Source organism: Streptomyces sp. NPDC006691 (assembly GCF_042869955.1).
Lineage (GTDB): Bacteria > Actinomycetota > Actinomycetes > Streptomycetales > Streptomycetaceae > Streptomyces.
Genome location: NZ_JBIAGW010000010.1, coordinates 47,673 through 67,162, shown reverse-complemented (window position 1 = coordinate 67,162; position 19,490 = coordinate 47,673). Strand labels below are relative to the sequence as shown.

General features: G+C 71.4%; 19 protein-coding genes. 9 read left to right on the top strand and 10 right to left on the bottom strand.

Translation table 11 applies throughout. From position 1 onward, the window contains the following. Window positions 1-15: 15 nt before the first annotated feature. Window positions 16-777, bottom strand: a complete 762-nt coding sequence (locus ACFYNP_RS22260) for a phosphoglyceromutase (RefSeq protein WP_362727630.1) — start codon at window positions 775-777, stop codon at window positions 16-18. Window positions 778-976: 199 nt separating this feature from the next. On the opposite strand from ACFYNP_RS22260, the gene ACFYNP_RS22255 reads away from it, so the two are divergent. Next, complete coding sequence (locus tag ACFYNP_RS22255; protein ID WP_388787488.1) at window positions 977-2,362, top strand: MDR family MFS transporter; 1,386 nt, start codon at window positions 977-979, stop codon at window positions 2,360-2,362. A 234-nt stretch (window positions 2,363-2,596) separates the two neighbouring features. Here ACFYNP_RS22255 and ACFYNP_RS22250 read toward each other — a convergent pair whose 3' ends face one another. Further along, entirely contained in the window at window positions 2,597-3,085 is a 489-nt protein-coding gene (locus ACFYNP_RS22250) for a YbjN domain-containing protein (protein WP_376212798.1), read from the bottom strand. Window positions 3,086-3,127: 42 nt separating this feature from the next. Further along, complete coding sequence (gene mshA / locus ACFYNP_RS22245) at window positions 3,128-4,468, bottom strand: D-inositol-3-phosphate glycosyltransferase (protein WP_388416772.1); 1,341 nt, start codon at window positions 4,466-4,468, stop codon at window positions 3,128-3,130. A 386-nt stretch (window positions 4,469-4,854) separates the two neighbouring features. Here mshA and ACFYNP_RS22240 point away from each other — a divergent pair, with 386 nt between their 5' ends. From ACFYNP_RS22240 to ACFYNP_RS22230, 3 genes are all read left to right on the top strand, one after another. Then, the gene (locus tag ACFYNP_RS22240) at window positions 4,855-5,652 is read left to right on the top strand and encodes a class I SAM-dependent methyltransferase (protein ID WP_388416776.1); all 798 of its coding nucleotides are present in this window, start codon (window positions 4,855-4,857) and stop codon (window positions 5,650-5,652) included. Window positions 5,653-6,067: 415 nt separating this feature from the next. Beyond that, the gene (locus tag ACFYNP_RS22235) at window positions 6,068-7,126 is read left to right on the top strand and encodes an NlpC/P60 family protein (RefSeq protein WP_388787485.1); all 1,059 of its coding nucleotides are present in this window, start codon (window positions 6,068-6,070) and stop codon (window positions 7,124-7,126) included. Window positions 7,127-7,530: 404 nt separating this feature from the next. Then, the gene (locus ACFYNP_RS22230) at window positions 7,531-8,790 is read left to right on the top strand and encodes a PP2C family protein-serine/threonine phosphatase (RefSeq protein ID WP_388416782.1); all 1,260 of its coding nucleotides are present in this window, start codon (window positions 7,531-7,533) and stop codon (window positions 8,788-8,790) included. A 56-nt stretch (window positions 8,791-8,846) separates the two neighbouring features. Here ACFYNP_RS22230 and ACFYNP_RS22225 read toward each other — a convergent pair whose 3' ends face one another. From ACFYNP_RS22225 to ACFYNP_RS22215, 3 genes are all read right to left on the bottom strand, one after another. Next, entirely contained in the window at window positions 8,847-9,191 is a 345-nt protein-coding gene (locus tag ACFYNP_RS22225) for a DUF2516 family protein (protein WP_388787483.1), read from the bottom strand. Window positions 9,192-9,381: 190 nt separating this feature from the next. Further along, window positions 9,382-9,978 carry a hypothetical protein gene (locus tag ACFYNP_RS22220; protein ID WP_388416788.1) on the bottom strand — a complete coding sequence of 199 codons (597 nt, stop codon included), beginning with the start codon at window positions 9,976-9,978 and terminating at the stop codon, window positions 9,382-9,384. Window positions 9,979-10,000: 22 nt separating this feature from the next. Continuing rightward, window positions 10,001-10,447, bottom strand: a complete 447-nt coding sequence (locus tag ACFYNP_RS22215; protein WP_388787480.1) for a helix-turn-helix domain-containing protein — start codon at window positions 10,445-10,447, stop codon at window positions 10,001-10,003. Window positions 10,448-10,683: 236 nt separating this feature from the next. Between ACFYNP_RS22215 and ACFYNP_RS22210 the strand changes: the two genes are divergently transcribed. Both ACFYNP_RS22210 and ACFYNP_RS22205 read left to right on the top strand, forming a co-directional pair. Further along, on the top strand, window positions 10,684-11,175 hold the full coding sequence (locus ACFYNP_RS22210) for a hypothetical protein (protein ID WP_388416794.1): 492 nt from the start codon (window positions 10,684-10,686) through the stop codon (window positions 11,173-11,175). Window positions 11,176-11,775: 600 nt separating this feature from the next. Further along, window positions 11,776-12,246: a DIP1984 family protein gene (locus ACFYNP_RS22205; protein ID WP_388416858.1), complete on the top strand. Its 471-nt coding sequence runs from the start codon at window positions 11,776-11,778 to the stop codon at window positions 12,244-12,246. Window positions 12,247-12,626: 380 nt separating this feature from the next. Here the strand turns inward: ACFYNP_RS22205 and ACFYNP_RS22200 are convergent, their stop codons facing one another. After that, complete coding sequence (locus ACFYNP_RS22200) at window positions 12,627-13,256, bottom strand: TetR/AcrR family transcriptional regulator (RefSeq protein WP_388416861.1); 630 nt, start codon at window positions 13,254-13,256, stop codon at window positions 12,627-12,629. Between the two features lie 71 nt (window positions 13,257-13,327). Here ACFYNP_RS22200 and ACFYNP_RS22195 point away from each other — a divergent pair, with 71 nt between their 5' ends. Next, window positions 13,328-13,750, top strand: a complete 423-nt coding sequence (locus ACFYNP_RS22195) for a hypothetical protein (protein WP_388787477.1) — start codon at window positions 13,328-13,330, stop codon at window positions 13,748-13,750. A 106-nt stretch (window positions 13,751-13,856) separates the two neighbouring features. Here the strand turns inward: ACFYNP_RS22195 and ACFYNP_RS22190 are convergent, their stop codons facing one another. Further along, window positions 13,857-14,225 carry a VOC family protein gene (locus ACFYNP_RS22190; protein WP_388416864.1) on the bottom strand — a complete coding sequence of 123 codons (369 nt, stop codon included), beginning with the start codon at window positions 14,223-14,225 and terminating at the stop codon, window positions 13,857-13,859. A 259-nt stretch (window positions 14,226-14,484) separates the two neighbouring features. Between ACFYNP_RS22190 and ACFYNP_RS22185 the strand changes: the two genes are divergently transcribed. After that, window positions 14,485-15,975, top strand: a complete 1,491-nt coding sequence (locus ACFYNP_RS22185; protein WP_388787474.1) for an FAD-dependent monooxygenase — start codon at window positions 14,485-14,487, stop codon at window positions 15,973-15,975. Window positions 15,976-16,243: 268 nt separating this feature from the next. Here the strand turns inward: ACFYNP_RS22185 and ACFYNP_RS22180 are convergent, their stop codons facing one another. Continuing rightward, window positions 16,244-16,849 carry a TetR/AcrR family transcriptional regulator gene (locus tag ACFYNP_RS22180; protein ID WP_388787471.1) on the bottom strand — a complete coding sequence of 202 codons (606 nt, stop codon included), beginning with the start codon at window positions 16,847-16,849 and terminating at the stop codon, window positions 16,244-16,246. 140 nt (window positions 16,850-16,989) lie between these two features. On the opposite strand from ACFYNP_RS22180, the gene ACFYNP_RS22175 reads away from it, so the two are divergent. After that, the gene (locus ACFYNP_RS22175; protein ID WP_388787467.1) at window positions 16,990-18,081 is read left to right on the top strand and encodes a zinc-binding dehydrogenase; all 1,092 of its coding nucleotides are present in this window, start codon (window positions 16,990-16,992) and stop codon (window positions 18,079-18,081) included. Between the two features lie 126 nt (window positions 18,082-18,207). Here ACFYNP_RS22175 and ACFYNP_RS22170 read toward each other — a convergent pair whose 3' ends face one another. Next, window positions 18,208-19,467: a GNAT family N-acetyltransferase gene (locus ACFYNP_RS22170; protein ID WP_388787464.1), complete on the bottom strand. Its 1,260-nt coding sequence runs from the start codon at window positions 19,465-19,467 to the stop codon at window positions 18,208-18,210. Window positions 19,468-19,490: the final 23 nt, after the last annotated feature.

Here is a 19,490-nt window from a genome sequence, read left to right as displayed (position 1 = left end):
GGACTCGGGCCGGGGCTACTTCTTCTTGCCCTGGTTCTTGACCGCCTCGATCGCGGCGGCGGCCGCGTCCGGGTCCAGGTAGGTGCCGCCCGGCTTGACCGGCTTGAAGTCGGCGTCGAGCTCGTACACCAGCGGGATGCCGGTCGGGATGTTCAGGCCCGCGATGTCGGCGTCGGAGATGCCGTCGAGGTGCTTGACGAGCGCGCGCAGCGAGTTGCCGTGGGCGGCGACCAGGACGGTCTTGCCGTCCAGCAGGTCCGGGACGATGCCGTCGTACCAGTACGGCAGCATGCGCGTGACGACGTCCTTGAGGCACTCGGTCTGCGGGCGCAGCTCCGGCGGGATCGTCGCGTAACGGGCGTCGTCGCTCTGCGAGAACTCCGTGCCGTCCTCAAGGGCGGGCGGCGGGGTGTCGTACGAGCGGCGCCACAGCATGAACTGCTCCTCGCCGAACTCGGCGAGCGTCTGCGCCTTGTCCTTGCCCTGGAGCGCGCCGTAGTGGCGCTCGTTCAGGCGCCAGCTGCGGTGCACCGGGATCCAGTGGCGGTCCGCGGACTCCAGCGCGAGCTGGGCGGTGCGGATGGCACGCTTCTGGAGGGAGGTGTGCAGCACGTCGGGGAGCAGGCCGGCGTCCTTGAGCAGCTCACCGCCGCGCGCCGCCTCCTTCTCGCCCTTCGGCGTGAGGTTGACGTCCACCCACCCGGTGAACAGGTTCTTCTCGTTCCACTCGCTCTCGCCGTGGCGGAGCAGGATCAGCTTGTACGGTGCGTCGGCCATGCGTCCGAGCCTAATCGACGTTCCGGGGCCCTCGCGCGCGCAGGGACCAAGGTCCCGGGCCCGTCTCGATTGACGGACGCCGTCAATTCACTGGCCCCCGGAACCGGGCCACTTGTAACGTGCGGGCATCCGTTGCACCACTTACAGCAGCAGGGTTGCGCCACCCACAGCAGCAGGCCACAGTTCCGGGGGAAGCCGTATGTCCGTCGCCAGTCTGAGACGCGCCGCACGAGAGACCGTCTCGGGGCTGCCCCGAGAATTCTGGTGGCTGTGGACCAGCACGCTGATCAACCGGCTCGGGGCCTTCGTCGCCACTTTCATGGCGCTCTACCTCACCCTGGACCGGGGCTATTCGGCCTCGTACGCGGGACTTGTGGCCTCGCTGCACGGGCTCGGCGGGGTCGTCTCCTCGATCGGCGGCGGCATCATGACCGACCGCCTCGGCCGCCGGCCCACCCTCGTCATCGCCCAGACGGCGACGGCCTTCTCCGTCGCGCTGCTCGGCTTCATGACGGACCCGGCGGCGATCGCGGGCGTGGCCTTCCTCGTCGGGATGGCGAGCAACGCGTCACGGCCCGCGGTGCAGGCGATGATGGCGGACATCGTGCGGCCCGAGGACCGGGTGCGGGCGTTCTCCCTCAACTACTGGGCGATCAACCTGGGGTTCGCCGTCTCGTCGATGGCGGCGGGGTTCATCGCGCAGTACAGCTACCTGGCCGGCTTCCTCGGCGAGGCGTCATTGACCCTGGTCTGCGCGATCGTGGTGTTCCTCAAGCTGCCCGAGTCGCGCCCGCAACGCACGGCCGAGGAGAAGGTGACGGAGCCTCAGATCGGCATCGGTACGGTGCTGCGCGACGGCCGCTTCATGGGAGTGGTCGGCCTGTCCTTCCTCATCTCCCTCATCTTCCAGCAGGGTTACGTGGGGCTGCCGGTCGCGATGGGCACGGACGGGTTCTCCAGCGCGGACTTCGGTCTGGCCATCGCGGTGAACGGCATCCTGATCGTGGCGGTCCAGATCCCCGTCACCCGCTACATCCAGCACCGCGATCCGCGCCGCCTGCTGGTCGTCTCGGCGCTGCTCGCCGGCTACGGCTTCGGCCTGACGGCGTTCGCCGGTTCGGTCGCGGTGTACGCCCTGACGATCTGCGTCTGGACCCTGGCAGAAATCGTCAACGCCCCCACGCAGACGGGCCTGGTGGTCCGCCTCTCCCCCACCCACGGCCGGGGCCGCTACCAGGGCGTCTACACGATGTCCTGGTCGGTGGCGGCGCTGGTCGCCCCGCTCCTGTCGGGTTACGTCATCGACCACTTCGGGGCCGGGTGGCTGTGGGGGACGTGCGCGGTCCTGGGGACGGTGACGGCGGTGGGGTACTGGGGGCTGATGCGGAGCCTGCCGGCGGAGGGGGCGGAGGCGGCCTGCCCAGGGGCGGCGGGTCAGGCACGCCTGTCGGCGGAGGCGGCGGGCCTTGGGGCAGCGGCCCCGGCGTCGGCGGCCCCGGCGTCGGCCCCGGCGTCGGCCCCGGCGTCGGACATGCGGGTGGGCGTGGATGCCCTGCCGGGTGGGGCGGCATCGCCGTCGTCGTAGCCGTTGTCGTCGCCGCCGTCGCCGATGGCGGTTGCGGTTGAGGTTCGGGCTGACTCTGCGGTGTGAGGGGGGAGTGCGCCGAGGGGGCTTGCGTTGGAGCGGGGCCCCGGGAGGGGTGCAGGGGGCGAAGCCACCGCGGGGTTCGAGGGGCGCAGCTCCTCAGGCGGTCTGGGGCGGAGCCCCGGGGCCGCACCCTCAGCCCTGCGCATACAGGCGGGCCGGTGGGCGTACCCCCTACCCCGCCTCCCCCGTAACCCGCCCGAACGCCTCCAGGTTCCGCGTAGATTCCCCCCGCGCCACCCGCCACGCGTACTCCCGCCGAATCGCGGACGCGAACCCCATCTCCAGCAGGGTGTTGAAGGAACCGTCCGCCTCCTCCAGGACGACCCCGAGCAGCCGGTCGAGCTCCTCCGGTGTGACGGCGGCGAGCGGAACCTTCCCGGCCAGGTACACGTCCCCGAGCCGGTCGACCGCGTAACTCACCCCGTACAGACGGAGGTTGCGCTCCAGGAGCCAGCGATGCACGGCCGGCTCGTTCTCGTCGGGGTGCCGCACCACGAACGCGTTCACGGAGAGGGAGTGCGCCCCGACCCGCAGCGAGCAGGTCGTGGAGAGCTTGCGGGTGCCCGGCAGCGTCACCACGTACGCACCCGGCTCCGGGGACTCCCACGAGAGCTCCGCGTCCTTGAGCGCCGCCTCGATGACCTGCCGCACGTCAGCCATGCCGCGAGCCTACGCGAAGCCCCCGAGCCCGGCGGGAGGACCTCAGCCGTGCGAGCGCACCCGCCGCCGGTGCGCCTGCATCGCCGCCGTGTACACGTCCGCCGTCGCCGCCGCGGCCGTTCCCCAGCCGAAGGACTGCGCGTGCCGGGCGGCCGCGCCGCCCATACGCTCCACCAGCGCGGGCTCCTGGACGAAGCGGTACAGCGCGGTCGCGTAGTCCTTGGGGTCGTGGCCCTGCACGAGGAAGCCCGTCGAGCCGTCCCGTACCGCCACCGGAAGCCCGCCGACCGAGGCCGCGACCACCGGCGTCCCGGCCGCCTGCGCCTCGATGGCGACCAGGCCGAACGACTCGCTGTACGAGGGCATGACCAGGACGGACGCGGCCCGGAACCAGTCCGCGAGCCGGTCCTGGCCGACCGGCGGCTTGAACCGTACGACGTCGCTGACGCCGAGCTTGGCCGCCAGCTTCTGGAGGCCCTCCGGCTTGGCCAGGCCGCTCCCTGACGGCCCGCCCACGATCGGCACGATCATCCGCGAGCGCAGGGAAGGGTCTCGGTCCAGGAGCTCGGCCGCCGCGCGCAGCAGGATGTCCGGCGCCTTGAGGGGCTGTATGCGGCCCGCGAAGAGCGGAACGAAGGCGTCCCGCGGCAGCCCGAGCCGGTCGCGCGCGGCGGTGCGTCCGTCCGCCGGGCGGAAACGGTCGAGGTTCACCCCGGGGTGCACGACGGCGACCTTGCCGGGGTCCGCCTCGTAGAAGCGGACGAGTTCGTCGGCCTCCTCGGCGGTATTGGCGATCAGCCGGTCCGCCGCGTTCACGATCTGCGTCTCGCCGATGACCCGCGCGGCCGGCTCGGGGGTGTCGCCCTCGGCGAGCGCCGCGTTCTTGACCTTGGCCATGGTGTGCATCGCGTGCACGAGCGGCACGCCCCAGCGTTGGGCCGCGAGCCAGCCGACGTGCCCGGAGAGCCAGTAGTGGGAGTGGACCAGGTCGTAGTAGCCCGGCCGGTGCCGCGCCCAGGCCGTCATCACGCCGTGCGTGAACGCGCAGAGCTGCGCGGGCAGCTCCTCCTTGGCCAGCCCCTCGTACGGCCCCGCGTCGATGTGCCGCACGAGGACCCCGGGCGACATCTCCACGGCGGGGGCGAGCCCGCCCGTGGTGGCCCGGGTGAAGATCTCGACCTCGATGTTGATCGCGGCGAGGCGCTTGGCGAGCTCGACGATGTACACGTTCATGCCGCCCGCGTCGCCCGTACCCGGCTGGTGCAGCGGGGAGGTGTGGACGCTGAGCATGGCGACCCGCCGCGGCTTGCGGTGGCCGCCGGGCAGCCGGAGCCTGGGCGGCCCCGCCAGGGTGCCGGCGAACCGGGACACGTACTGGCTCACGTCGAGGGCCTCCTCGGCTCGGGGCACTGCCTTGGGACGCGTATCGGGGCACTGCCTGTGACGTGGATCGGGCATGCGGGACGCCCCTCCAAAGCCCCGAACACCGGAACCCTCTCTTTCATTTCCACTTTGCCAAAATGTTGCCGGACCCGCCGGGGCACCGCTTTGCGCAGGCCCGGACTCGCCGCGACCACCGCCGCTTGCCCCGGCCGTGGTACCTGCCGCCGGCCCTGGCCCTGGCCCCCCCACCCCGACTCCCTTGGATCGCCGCGTGCGCGCCCCTCGGACCCGCGAGGGGCACTCCGCATTCCGTCCGGACCCGCGAGGCACCGCGTACGCCGCCCCAGACCTGCGAAGACACCGCTCGCGCCGCCTACCCTCGTCCCATGGCTCCACCCGCCCCGCCCGCGAAACGCCCCGTCGGCACCGTCACCCGCGGCACCACCAACCCGAACCGGCTGCGCCGCATGGACCGCTGGATCGCGGACGCGCACGGGGCGGCGCTGCGCCGCGCGTCGACCCCGGTCGCCGTCGACCTCGGGTACGGAGCCGCCCCCTGGACCGCGGTGGAGTTGCTCCAGCGCCTGCGGACCGCGGCCCCCGCCGTCTCGGTGGTGGGCATCGAGATCGAGCCGGCCCGGGTCGCCGCGGCCAAGCCGTACGAACGCGAGGGCCTCACCTTCCGGCACGGCGGCTTCGAGGTCCCGCTGCCCGAGCCGCCGCTGCTGATCCGCGCGGCGAACGTACTGCGCCAGTACGACGAGGCGCAGGTGGCCGCGGTCTGGGCCCGCCTGTGCGAGCGGCTCGCGCCCGACGGGCTGCTCGTCGAGGGCACCTGCGACGAGATCGGCCGCCGCCACGTGTGGGTCGCGCTCGACCGTTCGGGCCCCCGAACGGTGACCTTCGCAACCCGGCTCGGCTCCCTGGACCGCCCCTCCGACCTGGCAGAACGCCTGCCCAAGGCGCTGATTCACCGCAATGTGCCGGGCGAGCCGGTGCACGCCTTCCTGCGCGACTTCGACCGGGCGTGGGCGGCGGCGGCCCCGTACGCCTCGCTCGGCGCGCGCCAGCGCTGGATCAAGTCCGTACGGGATCTGGCGGGCGACTGGCCGGTCGTGGACGGCGCCCGGCGCTGGCGGCAGGGCGAAGTGACGGTCAACTGGTCGGCGCTCGCGCCCCGTTGAGGCCCGCATCGCGGGGGGGCGATGCGCCCGGCATCGCTGCGGCTGCGGCTGCGGCATCGCTGCGACTGCGTCGGCCGCTGTCCCTCCGTCGGCCGCTGTCACTGCGTCGGCCGTTGTCGCTGCGTCGGCCGTTGTCGCTGGGGCAGTCGCTGCCGCTGCCGCTGTCGCTGTCGTCTAACGAGTGAACTCCCGTGGCCCGAGGAACGCCTGGAGCCCGGGGTTCGTCAGACGGATGGGAGCCGGGCGGCGACGCACGCGAAGGGGACGAGCTCGTCCGGGGCCCCTGCGCCTCTGTCGTTTTGGCCGGGGGCGTGGCAGCATCGCGGGCATCGGTGTGATGTTACTGACGGTAAATCACATGCGGTTGCCCGGTGTTCCGGTGTGGGGCCGGAGTTGACTGGAGGGGGAGTTCTCAGTGCCGAAGAAGCGCCGTTTGGCGACCGCGATCGCCTTGGTGTGCGCCCTGACCGCTTTGGCCGCGCCGGGCACGGCGTTCGCCGACCCGGCACCGACGCCGTCGACCACGGCACCGGGCGCGCCCAAGACGCTCGACGAGGTGAGCAAGGAGATCGACGACCTGTACCGCCAGGCGGCCGTGGCCACCGACGCGTACAACCTCGCCGAGGAGAAGACCAAGCAACAGTCCGCGCGGATCGTCCAGTTGGCCCAGGAGATCGTGAAGGGCCAGGAGAAGATCCAGCGCCTGAAGGACCAGGCGGGCGCCACCGCACGGATGCAGTACCGCAACGGCGGCCTGCCGCTCGGCGCGCAGATGATGCTCAGCGGCGATCCGGAGACCTTCCTCGACGGGGCCGATTCACTGCGCCAGGGCCAGCAGGCGGCCCAGGGCCTGCTCGGCGAACTGAACAAGACCCAGGCCGACTTGGCGGCGTACAGCGCGGACGCCACCGCCCAGTGGAAGAACCTGGAGGCCAACCGGGTCAAGAAGGAAGCGGCGAAGAAGGACATAACGGAGAAGATCGCGGCGGCCGAGAAACTCCAGTCCCAGCTGAAGGAGCAGGAGCGCGAGCGCCTGGCCGAGCTGGAACGCAAGAAGGAGTTCGACTCGCAGACGGCCTGGCTGAGCACGGGCGTCCTGAAGGACATCAACAGCAGCGCGAGCGAGCAGGGCAAGAAGGCCGTGAAGTTCGCCACGGACCAGATCGGCAAGAAGTACATCTGGGGCGCCGCCGGCCCCGACACCTTCGACTGCTCGGGGCTCACCTCACAGGCGTGGCTCGCGGCCGGACACCCCATCCCGCGCACCTCGCAGGAGCAGTGGGCCCAGCTGCCGCACGTGGCGATCAAGGACATGCGCCCGGGCGACCTCGTCATCTACTTCGCCGATGCCACCCACGTCGGGATGTACATCGGCGACGGCGCGATCGTGCACTCCCCCCGCCCGGGCCGGACCGTGACGATCACGGGCGCGGGCTCCATGCCGATACTCGGCGTCGTGAGGCCCGACAAGTAGTCGTGCGACCCGACATACAGCGAGGCGCCCGACAAACAGTCCCGACGAACAGTGGGGAAATGGGGCGGAGAAAGGAGCGGGGGGGGGGAGGGTGCGGGCGGGACGGCCGTGCGGGACGGGCACGCCCGGGCAACGGCGGAGCGCCGGTACGGGCACGCCCCACGGGCAAGCCGGGCACCCGCGCACCGGCACCCGGGGCACACCGGCCCCGTCGACCGGGGCAGTGCGCAACTTCCTGAGGCCCGGACAAATAAGGCATGTGGCATATGCCATCCGGTCGGACGTGATGAACCACCCAACGCCATTCCGCCACGCCCGTGGATGGCGCTAGGGTCCCGGCTGGTGGGGCGCCGACCGGCGCTCCCCCGCGCCCTCGGGGGGAGGGAAGGATTCCGGAACCGACGATGCCCGCATCCCAGCACGTACCCGTACCGCACCAGCGAGCCGCCCCTCAGGCCGCGCCGGGCAGCGCCGGCGACGGCTCGCTCAACCTGCTGGTCATCGAGGACGACCCGGCGGGCACCTTCACCGTGCACGAACTGCTGGACGCGGCGGGCCCCCGGATCCGCATCCGTACCGCCCGCAACCTCACCGAGGCCGAGCGACTGCTCACCGACGACGTCCACTGCATCCTGCTCGACCTGGCGCTGCCGGGCCGCGACCCCGACGACGAGCTGGCGGCCCTGCGCCATCTGCTCCGCCTCGCGCCGCGCCACGCCGTACTGGCCCTCACCCCGTCCGGGCACGCGGAGCGGGCGGCGGAAGCGGTGCGGGTCGGTGCGCAGGACTATCTGTTCCGGGACGAGCTGGACGGCAGGCTCCTGAGCCGCGCCATCCGGTACGCGGTGGAGCGCAAGCGCGCCGACACGGCCCAGTACAAGCTGGCCGAGTCGAAGCTGCGGGCCCAGGAGAACGCCCGCCTGGAGCGCGGCCTCCTGCCGACGCCGCTGCTCGAAGGCTCGGACCTGCGCTTCGCGGCCCGCTACCGCCCCGGCCGCTCCCGGGCGCTGCTCGGCGGCGACTTCTACGACACGGTGCGCACGCCCGACGGAACCGTCCACGCGATGATCGGCGACGTCTGCGGCCACGGCCCCGACGAAGCGGCCCTCGGGGTCGAACTCCGCATCGCCTGGCGGGCGTTGACGTTCGCCGGGCTGTGCGGGGACGACCTGCTCTCCACCCTCCAGGAGGTCCTGGAGCACGAGCGCGACAGCGAGGAGATATTCGCGACGCTGTGCACGGTCGACATCGCGCCCGACGGCCGCAGCGCCGGGCTGTGCCTGGCCGGCCACCCCGCGCCACTGATCGCCCTGGACGGCCGGGCGCAGCTGCTCCCGTACGAGAACGGGGGCCCGGCCCTCGGTCTGCTTCCGCGCGCCCGCTGGCCGCGCCGGCAGGTTCAACTGGGCCGGGAATGGGGCCTGTTGATGTATACGGACGGCCTGATCGAGGGCCGCACCGACGCGGGCAGCGGCCAGCGGCTCGGCCAGGACGGGATGCTGGAGATGATCAACACCCAGCTGGCGTCCGGCCTGCGCGGCGAGGCCCTCCTGGAAGCGGCGGTGACCCGGGCGCGCGAACTCAACGGCGGCGAGCTGACGGACGACGTGGCCGTGGTCCTGCTCGAACGCAAACGCGGCGACCGGAACGGCCGCCGCGCCTGAGAAATCCACTCGCCGGTTCTGGGAACCGCCCGTTGCGGGGATCCGCCTACCCGCGCCTACCGGCCGCCGTTGTAGGGCCCGTACGGACCGTCGCTGCTGGAGCCGCCGCCACGACGGCCGCCCCGGCCACCGCCGGAGACCTGCCGGAGCGCGGGCCGGACATCCACCATGAACACGATCGAGGCGACGAGCCCGGCGAGCTGGAGGAAGAGCACGGGCACGAACAGGTTCACCACGACCGTGATGCCGAGGATGATCAGCCAGAACGGCTTGGTCTGCTTCTCGGCCGCGCGGTACGCGTCCTCGCGGGCGATGACGGCGAAGACCAGCGCCACCACGGCGATGACGAGCATCGCGATGGACAGCAGCGAGGTGAAAAGGCTGAATCCCGAGAGCAACATGCCGTGCACCGCCTAGTCAGTACTGATGTGTGTGGAAAACGCCTCGCGGTCAAGGTACTGGTTCAACGGGCCGGACACCCTGAAGGTGCCCGACCCGTACCCAACGCGGTGCCCGACCAGCGAACCCGGCGCGTGCCCCGCGAAACCCGGCGCATGCCCCGCGGAACCGGCGCGTGCACCGCGGAAGGCGTTACTCCGCGGACTTGACGGTGGTCTTCTTCACCGGCGCCTTGCGCGGGGCGGCCTTCTTGGCGGCGGGCTGGTCGGCGTCCGAGCCGGCCACGGCCGTGTCCTGGGCCGTGCCCTGGGCCGGAGCCGCGTCCTTCGTCTCCGCGTCGGGCTCGACCACGGTGGCGATCTCGACGATCTCGTCGGCGGCCTCGCCGCGCCACTGCTTGACGACCTCCTGGCCGTGCTCGGCGACCGAGTCGTAGCCCTCGCGCGCCTTGACGGCGTACTCGGCGAGAACGCCGACGCCGCGCAGGGCCAGGTCCTGGGCGTTCTCACCGAGCTTCTTCAGGTCGCCGTCGAGGGCCCCGAAGAGCTCGTTGGCCCGCGTCGTGACGACGCTCTGCACCTCCTTGACCCGTGCGGTCGCCTTCTCCTGCACGGCCTTGGGGTCGGTGCGCCGCACGGCCTCGATGCGCTCGGGCGCCTCGGCCTGGATCTTCTCGATCAGCGCCGGAACCTTCTTGGCCTGCTGCCCCGCGATGTCCGCCGTGCCGGCGAGGAAGTAGAGGGGGGTGGGGTCGGTGAGGGTCTTGCGCAGGTCATCGGTGATGGCCATGACTGTCCTCCCGGATCAGTGCTCAGTTGCTCGCTTGAGGGTGGTCGGCATCGCTGCCGTCGGCATCGCTGCCATCGGCATCGCTGCCGTCGGCCGCGCTTTCGGTGCCCGTTTCGTCGGCGTCGAGCCCGTTCTCCTTGCGGAAGGACTCGTAGATCTGGAGCAGAACCTGCTTCTGACGCTCGCTGAGCGAGGGGTCGGCGAGAATGACGCTCCGCGTCCCCGCGGCCTCGGGAGACCGCTCGTCGAGAATTCCGGCCTGCACGTACAGCGTCTCGGCGGAGATCCGCAGCGCCTTCGCGAGCTGCTGCAAAATATCCGCGCTCGGCTTGCGCAGCCCGCGCTCGATCTGGCTCAGATACGGATTGGACACCCCGGCGGCATCGGCGAGCTGCCGCAGCGACAGCTGTGCGTTGCGCCGCTGCTCGCGCAGATACTCGCCGAGATTGCCGACGTTGAGCGATGCCATGCCCCGATGGTGCACCCATCGCGCTAACTATTGCAAGCAGATGCTTGCAATAGTGCGCTGCGCCACTCCGCCGGCGGTGCTGCGTCGCATTGATGTGACTCGCAGCGATAACTGTCACTTCGCAGGGATTTCTGTCACCAGTCGCCCGTAGTCGCCGAGCGGTAATCCCCCAGGCCCTGGCTGTGTGAGCCACTAGGTTGGTGTGCGTGGAGACGCGGGGGCAGAGGTATCGGTATGTGGGTCCAGCTGAGCTGAAGGAGCTCGTCCGGGCGGGTGGTGAGGGTCGGAGCATCCACACGGCGGCAGACTTCGGCGAGTGGGTCTCGGCGCTGACCCTGGACGAGTTGGCCGAGCCGTTCACGTTCGTCGTCGATGGCGACGGGGTGCTGCGACTGGCTCCGCGCCGCAGTGAGCACGTGGTGTGTGCCGGCGGCGGAGAGGTCCTGAGCGCCGGTGAGATGAGCTTCCGCGAGGAGTCCGGCCGGTGGGCGGTCGAGGAGGTCAGCAACCAGTCGACCGGCTACTGCCCGGACATCAGCTCATGGCCCGCCGTGGCCAAGGCTCTGGATCGGATCGGGATCCATCGACCGCCCGGATTCACGCACGAGGTCGTCTTTCGCCAATGCCACTCCTGCCGGGAGCTCAACATCGTGCGGGAGGAGGACTTCGTATGCGTCTTCTGCGGCGAGGATCTGCCTCAGGAGTGGAACGTCGGTGAGCCCGGGTGACTGGTCAGACCGCGAAGATCGCATCGCCTTGCGAGTGCGGCAGCACGGCGGTGCGGCAGGTGAATCAGTTCATCCTTCGCGATGAGTTGTGGTGGGATTCGGAGTTTTCTTGCGGGTCTTGCGGCACCTACCTGTGCGAACACGCTGGTCCGGGACCAGCACCTGCCGACGCCCGTAGGAGCAAGTCGTCCCAGCGGCAGCGGTGCGACCACACCGCCCCCGCCTCAGAGTCTGCCGCAGGCAGCAGTCCGTTGACCGCGTCCGGGTTCGGCAGACGCCCCGAGCCCCCGTGGTTCCCCGAACGGCCTGGCGGAGTCCCGACGAAGCCGGTCGGCCGGCTGGTCGGCTGGTCGGCTGGCTGGTCGGCTGGTCGATCGGTGTTCTGTCGCGCTGAAGCTGTCGGGTTCCCCCTCGTTCTCGTTCGTATGGCCGGATTCTCCTTCGTGGTGCTCGCAGCGGTTCGTGGTGCTCGCAGCGGCTGTCCGCTCTCACTCCAGCTCCAGTGGCTGGTCAGGGCTCCCGTGAAGCGAAATCCGCGTGCATATGCGCCGGTTCGCACTCGTATACTTGTGCGAGTTCATGGAGGGGGAGGTGGAGACGGTGAAGCTTGCTGAGGCACTGGCGGAACGAGCGGAAGCGACGCGCCGTGTAGAACAGCTGCGAGCGCGCGTCGTCAGCAGTGCGCGGTACCAGGAGGGGGAGGCGCCCGCCGAGAATGCCGCCCAGTTGCTGGCTGAGGCCGGTGAGGTGCTGAGCGCTCTGGAAGCGTTGATCCGGCGGATCAACCGGACCAACGCCACCGTGGAGATGGGTCCCGACGGCACGCTCACCGACGCTCTTGCGCGCCGGGACGTCCTGCGGTTGCGACACTCCGTGGTCACCGCGGCGGCGGACGCGGCGGCAGGCAGCGGCGAGCGGGGATACGGCCGGCAACTCCGGTCCGAACTGATGATGCTTTCCGCGCTTCCGGTCGCGGAACTGCGCGCTCAGGCGGATGTTCTCGCGCGGGAGATCCGCGAGGTCGATGTGCGGATCCAGCGCACGAACTGGGAGGTCGATCTGCTGGACTGAGCAGTCCAGCAGGCAGGGACGATGTGGAGCAGGTAGCTGCTTCGGAGGCGTGCACACACCGAGGGCCGGCGGTTTTCCAGCCCACTCCTGGCGCGTCAAGAGCAACGCGGGGGTTCGACTCCCCATCAACAGTGCAGCTCAGCACGGCGTACAGGTAAAGGTGCACATCACACAGCACATCACCACGTGCAGATCCGAAGCGGTGAGGGCGGGTTCGGGGCTTTCCACATCGCAGCACCACGGCCAACGGCGATTCGATCGCGACGGGGGCCCAGAACAGCTGATTCGTACATCACCCTGACCGGCTCGCCCAAGAGGTTCGGGGCCGATGGCACAGGGCATCGAGAGGCATCCGGTCGCACGCCTCGCCCGATCGGCCATCACGATGCATCCGGACCCGCACCGTGATCGAGGAGAGACATCCCGGATGCCAGAGCGCGGGCCATGTCGACGAAGTACTGCTCGTCGGCCGCTGGGGCGAGACCGAGGGGGACCCCCTGGCCGAGGCCGACGAAGAGTGCCCTGAGCGCGGTGGTCAGGCGTTGTGCCTGGTGCGACGTCACGACGCTTCCGTTGTGCGACCTTCCGGTGAACAGCGCGGCCAGATGGTCCTCCTGCGACCGGACCGACGTGGCGAGCCGGGAGCCCAGCTCCGGGTCGTGCAGAGCCATGTCCAGCAAGGTGATCTGGAGCGACAGGCGAGCCAGTGCGTCCGGGGCGTCACAACTGCGCCGGTAGTACCGGGCGAAGGCGTCGACCGCCTCCAGAAGATCGAGCTCGGCGGGAGCCACCTGCTCGATCTCCTCGTAGTACGGCCGCAGGTGGTCGGCGACCAGGGCGACCACCAGACCGTTCTTGCTCCCGAACAGCGAGTAGACGGCGCCGGTGGTCAAGCCGGCACGTTCGGCGATCTCCTCAAGCTTGGCCCGGTATCCGTCCCGTGACACGACCTGGAACGCGGCGTCCAGCAGGGCACGGCGGTTGCGTTCCTTGGCCTCCGCTCTTGTCATTCTCATAGGTTGATTATTACCGTAATCTCGTTATGGAAGTGGTGGGGGGACAAACTTCAAGGGGGACGCTCATGACCCAGGTCGTGGCACCGCGAGTGACCCGTCAGACCGTGGGAGCCATCGCCGATGGCGCCTTCAAGGTGGTGCTCGCCGCTGTCTGCATCGCCGGTGCCGCCCCGCTCGGCCGGCTGCTCGGCACTCCGGCCTGGCTGATGGTCGTCTCGGGTGTGGCCCTGCTGATCGGCGGAGGCTTCGAGATCGGATACACGCGCAGCCGGTCGATGCGCACCTACACGCGGCTCATGATCGCCTACGACGCCGGCTGGGTGTTGACGGCCCTGGCCGGCCTCCTGATGGCGTGGCAGGGCAGCAGCGCCGGGGGCGAAGTCTGGATGGGGTACCAGTCGGTCGCCCCCCTTGCGTTCGCCGCGCTGCTGGTCGCCGCTGCCCCGATGGGGATGACCTCGGACACCCGGCGCGACTCCTCGGTTTGAGCGGGACGGCCTGAGCGGGATGATTTGAGCGAGACGGCCACGCCGGCGCGGTGGCGCTCACGCTGCCTCACCTTGACCGGCACCGGGGCGCCCTCGAACCCCTCGATCAGCTTCTGATGATGCAGAAGGGATGCCCGGCCGGATCGGTGAGGACCCGCGCCTTGTCGCCGTGCGGCTGGTGGTCCGGCCTGCCCGCGCCCAACTCCAGTAGCCGGGCCTCGGCCGCGTCCAAGTCCTCGACCTTGAAGCAGACATGGAGCTGCTGGGGGACGATCTGGCCGGGCCAGCTCGGAGCCCGGTAGTCGTCGACCCGCTGGAACCCGATGAGGAGGCCGTGTTCGCCGTTGAGGCCCGCGAAGTCGGCATCCGACTTCGGGTGCAGTTCATGGTCGGTTGCCTGCTGATAGAACGCCGCCAGCGCCATCGGATCAGAGCAGTCCAGCGTTATCGCGACCAACTTCATCTGTATGGGCATGGTCATGGCGTCTCCGAACCGATCGAGTCATTGCGCGATGAACACCCTAGAGGCGGCTGCCCAAGGTCGAGCGGGCCCGGGCTCCGGGCCCCCGCCCTGTCCCACGCGGCCGTGACTCCGGATCGCGCCTGCTGTCGGATTCCCCCGCAGACCGGCCGGTGCATGTCGGATACCGGCGTGATGGGGCCGCTTTCTGGTGCGGGTGGGGTGGGCGGCGGAGCGTTGCCTCTGTTCTGATCGCACAGCCAGAGGAGGTTCCATGGATACCGATGTGCTCGTCGTCGGCGCCGGGCCGACCGGAATGACGCTCGCCAACGAGCTGCTGACGGCGGGGGTGTCGACCGTTCTCGTCGACAAGCTGACCCGGCGCAGCGACCTGTCCAAGGCGGGCGGCGTACAGTCCCGCACGCTGGAGGCGCTCGACCAGCGAGGGCTCCTGGAGCCCTTATTGGCCACCGGGGACCACCCCGTGGCCACCGGCCACTTCGCGGGCATCCCGCTCCCGCTCCACGCCAACGGGCGTCGGCTGCCGTGGCGTTCGGTGCCGCAGGTGGTGATCGAGGGGTTCTTCGACCGGCACCTGGCCGAGCGCGGCCTGTACGCCCGGCGGGGCCACGAGCTGTCCGGCCTCGCCCAGGACCACGAGGGTGTCACCGCGTCCTTCACCGACGGCTCGGCGCTCCGCGCCCGTTACCTCGTGGCGGCCGACGGCGCCCACAGCACCGTACGGTCGCTGCTGCGGGACGCGTTCCCGGGGCAGCCCGGCACGTTGACGATCGTCGCCGCCGATGTGCGGCTGAGCGGCGCCGATCAGGCCGGCTCGCACACCTGGCGCGAGGACGGGCACTGGGCGGCGCTGTTCCCGCTCGGCACCGACGCGCAGGGCCGGCCGCTGCGGCGGCTGGTACTCGGCGGTCCCGGCCGGTCCCTGTCGAGGGAGATACCGGTCACCGAGGACGAGGTCCGTGACGGCCTCGCCACCGTCTTCGGCACGGGGGTGCGGCTGCTCGAACTGCGCTACGCCCGCCGCATCACCAACGCGTCCCGGCAGGCCGAGCGGTACCGGCACGGCCGGGTGTTCCTCGCGGGCGATGCCGCCCACGTCCACCTTCCGCTCGGCGCACAGGGCATGAACACCGGGATGCAGGATGCGTTCAACCTCGGCTGGAAGCTCGGCGCCGCGGTGCACGGCTGGGCTCCGGAGCACCTGCTCGACACGTACCACGCGGAACGGCATCCGGCCGGGGCCGCCGTCCTGCGCAACGTCCGGGCGCAGAGCCTCCTCATGGACTGGGCCGGCACCCGCGACCCGGACGTGCTCGCCGCTCGCGAGGTCTTCACGGCCCTGGCCCAACTCCCGGACGTACAGCGGCATCTCGCCGGCCTGATGTCCGGGACGGCCGTTCGCTACCCGATGCCGGGCGCCGAGGCCCATCCCCTGGTCGGCCACGCCGCGCCCGACCTGGACCTCGGCCCGACCCGGGTGCACGAGCTGCTGCGGTCCGGGCGCGGCGTCCTGCTCGATCCGGCCGACGCGTTCGCCAGGATCGCCGGGCCTTGGTCGGACCGGGTGGACCGGGTGAACGGGGTGGACCGGGTGAACCCGGTGGACCCGGTGAATGGGGTGGACCGGGTGGGCTCGGGCGCCGGCACCGGGCCGATGCTCATCCGGCCGGACGGCTACGTGTGCTGGGCCGGGCCGGATGCGCTGGTACCGGCGCTCGCCCACTGGTTCGGCAAACCCCGCTGAGCCCCGGGCTCCACGCCGCCCCGGACCCCGTTCGCGCCCGGACGACGCTTGGGCGCTCGGGCGGACGGGCGCGCACGTCCTCAAACGCCCTCAAGGCCTCAAGGCCTCAAGGCCTCAAGGCCTCAAGGCCTCAAGGCCTCAAGGGCTCAAGGGCTCAAGGCCTCAAGGGCTCAAGGGCTCAAGGGCTCAAGGGCCAGGGTGGACCGTCGCCCTTGCACAAGCGGGCGGAGATGCCCCAGCCCCCAGCGCCGCCAAGGAACCCGCCCCCTCAACTCCCGTACGCACCCGCCCGCGCAGCCGCCCCCGCGGCCAGCGCGGCGCGGTCCGCGGTCGGCTCGTCCAGGGGGTCGCCGCTCACCAGGAAGCGGTAGTAGAGCGGGGCGGAGACAGCACGGATCACCTCACGGGCATCCGTGCCGGGCGGCACCTCGCCCCGCTCGGCGGCCCGTGTCACGCAGGGCGCCCACTCCTCGATGCGGGTCGCGTAGAAGCGGCGCAGCGCGTCGGCCGCGCGGTCGTCGCACGTGGCGGCGGCGATCACCGCCTTGAACAGGGCACCCTGCCGCGGGTCGGTCAGCGTCCCGACGACGAGCCGGGCGTTCGCCCGCAGATCGCCGTCGAGCGAGCCGGTGTCCGCGCGCGGCGAGGACTGCTCGGCCATGTCGTCCAGGAGGTCGGCGACCAGACCCGTCGTCGTGGACCAGCGCCGGTAGACGGTGGTCTTGCCCACCTCCGCCCGGCGCGCGACATCCGCGAGGTCGAGCCGGTCGAAGCCGTGCTCCACCAGCGCGTCCCCGGCCGCCCGCAGCACGGCGGCCCGTACCCGGGCCGTCCGCCCGCCCGGCCGGACCGTTCCCGGCTCCTTGCCCTCCACGCGTGACTCCCGTTCCGGGCCCGACGGAGACGAGCCCTCTTCCCTCGCCTCTCGCTGTCCCTCGCTTCCCTCACTTTAAGGGAATCCCGGCACCGTTAGTACGGGCCGACCAGGAGTACGGACCGACCAGCCGTCCGTCCTTGACCTCAAGCGCACTTGAGGTCGAACACTCGCCGTACGAGCAGCGCGGGCAGCGCGGGCAGCGCACCGGCACGGGCAGCGCACCGGCACGGGTGAACAGGCTGGGAGCAGTGATCGACATGCGTGTGGCAGAGGTCAAGGAATTCGGCGGGCCCGAGGTACTGGTGACGGCGAGCGCGCCGGACCCGGTCGCCGGGGAGGGCGAGGCCGTGGTGGCCGTCGACCACATCGACACCCTCTTCGTGCAGACCCAGATCCGCGCGGGAGCCTTCGGCGAGTACTTCCACGTCAAGCCCCCTTACGTGCCCGGCGGCGGCGTCTCCGGCACGGTCACCGCCGTCGGCGCCGGTGTCGACGAGGGGCTGGCCGGCCGCCGGGTGGCGGTGTCCGGTGCGGACAACACCTACGCGGAGTTCGTGAGGGTCCCGGCCACCCACCTCTCCCCCGTGCCCGACGGCGTCGGCCTGCGCGAGGCGGCCTCCCTGGTGCACGACGGGGTCACCGCCCTCGCGCTCCTCGACACCACCGCGCTCAAGCCGGGCGAGACCGTCCTGATCACCGGCGCCTCGGGTGGCATGGGCACCCTGCTCGTCCAGTTCGCCCACGCGCTCGGCGCCCGGGTGGTGGGCGTGGCACGCGGGGCCGAAAAGACCTCGCTGGTACGGGAGTTGGGGGCGGACGAGGTGATCGACGCGGCCGGCTCGGGATGGGACCGCCGGGCCCGGGCGGCGCTGGGCGAAAGCGGCGTCGATCTCGTCCTGGACGGCGTCGGCGGCCAACTCGGCCTGGCGGCCTTCCCGTTGACCGCCGACGGCGGTCGTTTCTCCGCACACGGCGCCCCCGGCGGCACCGGGTTCGCGGCCGTCGACCCGACGGAGGCCGAACGGCGCGGCATCACCCTGCTCGGCATCGGTGACGTACAGCTGACGCCGGAGCGCCGCCGCGCGCTGCTCGGCCGGGTGCTCCAGGAGGCGGCGGCCGGCCGGCTGCGGCCGGTGATCGGCGAGGTGTTCCCGCTCGCCCGCGCCGCCGACGCGCACCGGGCGGTCCAGAACCGCACCCTGGTCGGAAAGGTGCTGCTCAAGCCGTGACGGGCGGGCCGCACCCAACGCCGTGACGGACGGCTCACACCCCGCGCCGTAACCGGCGACCCAAGCCGCACGCCGCATGCCGCATGCCGCATGCCGCACGGTGCCGATCCCCCACGGGGGTGGGGGTCAGAACATGTCGGGGCACCAGGGGCGGCCGGCCGTGCGGAACAGCTCGTCCGTGCGTGTCGCCGCCCCCGCGCTCTCCTCGGCCGCCCGGCCGAGCGCGAGCAGCCGCCGCGCCGACTCGTCGCCGAGGTACAAGGAGGCCAACTCCCTTACGTCCAGGGTCAGTTCGGCGGCCCGGGTGGTCGTGGTGCAGCGGGCACCCGCCGCGTCCGCCTCCAGCAGGAAGCGGCCCGCCGCGAGGCCCGCGGGGTCCACGACCTCAAGGACCACCGCGCCCTCGGCGGCATAGGTGCGCGCCTCCAGGACCCCTGCGACGTCGAGCAGCCGCAGCCACAGATAGTCGGAGTGGGTGACGATCCTGGCCGCGCGCGGGTTCGGGAGGTACTGCGGCAGCAGGTCGTCGGGGGCGCGGCGGCCGGTGCGCACCTTGCGGATCCAGTCGATGGAGCACAGGTAGTGCCACAGCGCGCGCTCGGCCTCGGGGGTGAGGGCGATCAGGTCCGTCACCGTCGCCGTGTTCTCCGGCAGCTTGGCATCGCTCCACTTGTCGTCGGCGCGGTAGGCGACGAACCCGGCCGGGTCGCCGTCGGCGGTGCGGTACACCGCGAAGAACGGCTCGGTCCAGGGGCCGTAGCCGCGGGCCACGCCGGTCCTCAGGTCCCACCAGCGCCGGTCACGGCTGATCGCGCCGGGCCGGGTCGGCCGAAAACGTTCGAACACCTCGGCGCCGAGCTTGGCCGCCTCGGCCATGTCCACGAGTTCGACGCTGCCGCCGCCGGCCGGGGCCGCCCAGCGAGGGTCGAGCCCGGCGCGGCTCGTGTCGATCTCCCACTCGGTGATGTGGGACGCCGGGCCGTACCCGTAACGGCCGTAGATCGGGTACTCGGCGGCGATCAGCGTGGACGCGACCTCGCCGCGCTCCTTGGCCGCCGCCAGCTCGGTCGCCATCATCCGCGTCAGCAGACCGCGCCTGCGGTGGGTGGGCGTGACGGTGACACCGCTGACCGCGCTCACCGGCAGCGCGGCGCCGCCGACCGCGGTCAGCTCCTGCGCGAAGGAGCGGAACGTGGCCACGCACCGCCCTGCGTCGAAGGCGCCCTGGATCCGGCTCGGATCACTGTTGGCCTTCAGGCCGCTCACGTACTCCTCGTCCGCCGCGGACGGCCGCAGGAATCCCACGTCGACCGCCCTCATCCAGTCGGTGAACTCGTCGTCGGCGACGGTACGGACCTCGATGTCGGGCGTGGCCGGAGTACTCATGGCGGCCAGGCTAGGCGGGTCGG

Bases quoted from the DNA above. Each gene is read 5' to 3' on its own strand.
- ACFYNP_RS22260 (WP_362727630.1), bottom strand. From the start codon at position 777: ATGGCCGACGCACCGTACAAGCTGATCCTGCTCCGCCACGGCGAGAGC.
- ACFYNP_RS22255 (WP_388787488.1), top strand. From the start codon at position 977: ATGTCCGTCGCCAGTCTGAGACGCGCCGCACGAGAGACCGTCTCGGGG.
- ACFYNP_RS22250 (WP_376212798.1), bottom strand. From the start codon at position 3,085: ATGGCTGACGTGCGGCAGGTCATCGAGGCGGCGCTCAAGGACGCGGAG.
- ACFYNP_RS22240 (WP_388416776.1), top strand. From the start codon at position 4,855: ATGGCTCCACCCGCCCCGCCCGCGAAACGCCCCGTCGGCACCGTCACC.
- ACFYNP_RS22230 (WP_388416782.1), top strand. From the start codon at position 7,531: ATGCCCGCATCCCAGCACGTACCCGTACCGCACCAGCGAGCCGCCCCT.
- ACFYNP_RS22225 (WP_388787483.1), bottom strand. From the start codon at position 9,191: ATGTTGCTCTCGGGATTCAGCCTTTTCACCTCGCTGCTGTCCATCGCG.
- ACFYNP_RS22220 (WP_388416788.1), bottom strand. From the start codon at position 9,978: ATGGCCATCACCGATGACCTGCGCAAGACCCTCACCGACCCCACCCCC.
- ACFYNP_RS22215 (WP_388787480.1), bottom strand. From the start codon at position 10,447: ATGGCATCGCTCAACGTCGGCAATCTCGGCGAGTATCTGCGCGAGCAG.
- ACFYNP_RS22200 (WP_388416861.1), bottom strand. From the start codon at position 13,256: ATGACAAGAGCGGAGGCCAAGGAACGCAACCGCCGTGCCCTGCTGGAC.
- ACFYNP_RS22195 (WP_388787477.1), top strand. From the start codon at position 13,328: ATGACCCAGGTCGTGGCACCGCGAGTGACCCGTCAGACCGTGGGAGCC.
- ACFYNP_RS22190 (WP_388416864.1), bottom strand. From the start codon at position 14,225: ATGCCCATACAGATGAAGTTGGTCGCGATAACGCTGGACTGCTCTGAT.
- ACFYNP_RS22185 (WP_388787474.1), top strand. From the start codon at position 14,485: ATGGATACCGATGTGCTCGTCGTCGGCGCCGGGCCGACCGGAATGACG.
- ACFYNP_RS22170 (WP_388787464.1), bottom strand. From the start codon at position 19,467: ATGAGTACTCCGGCCACGCCCGACATCGAGGTCCGTACCGTCGCCGAC.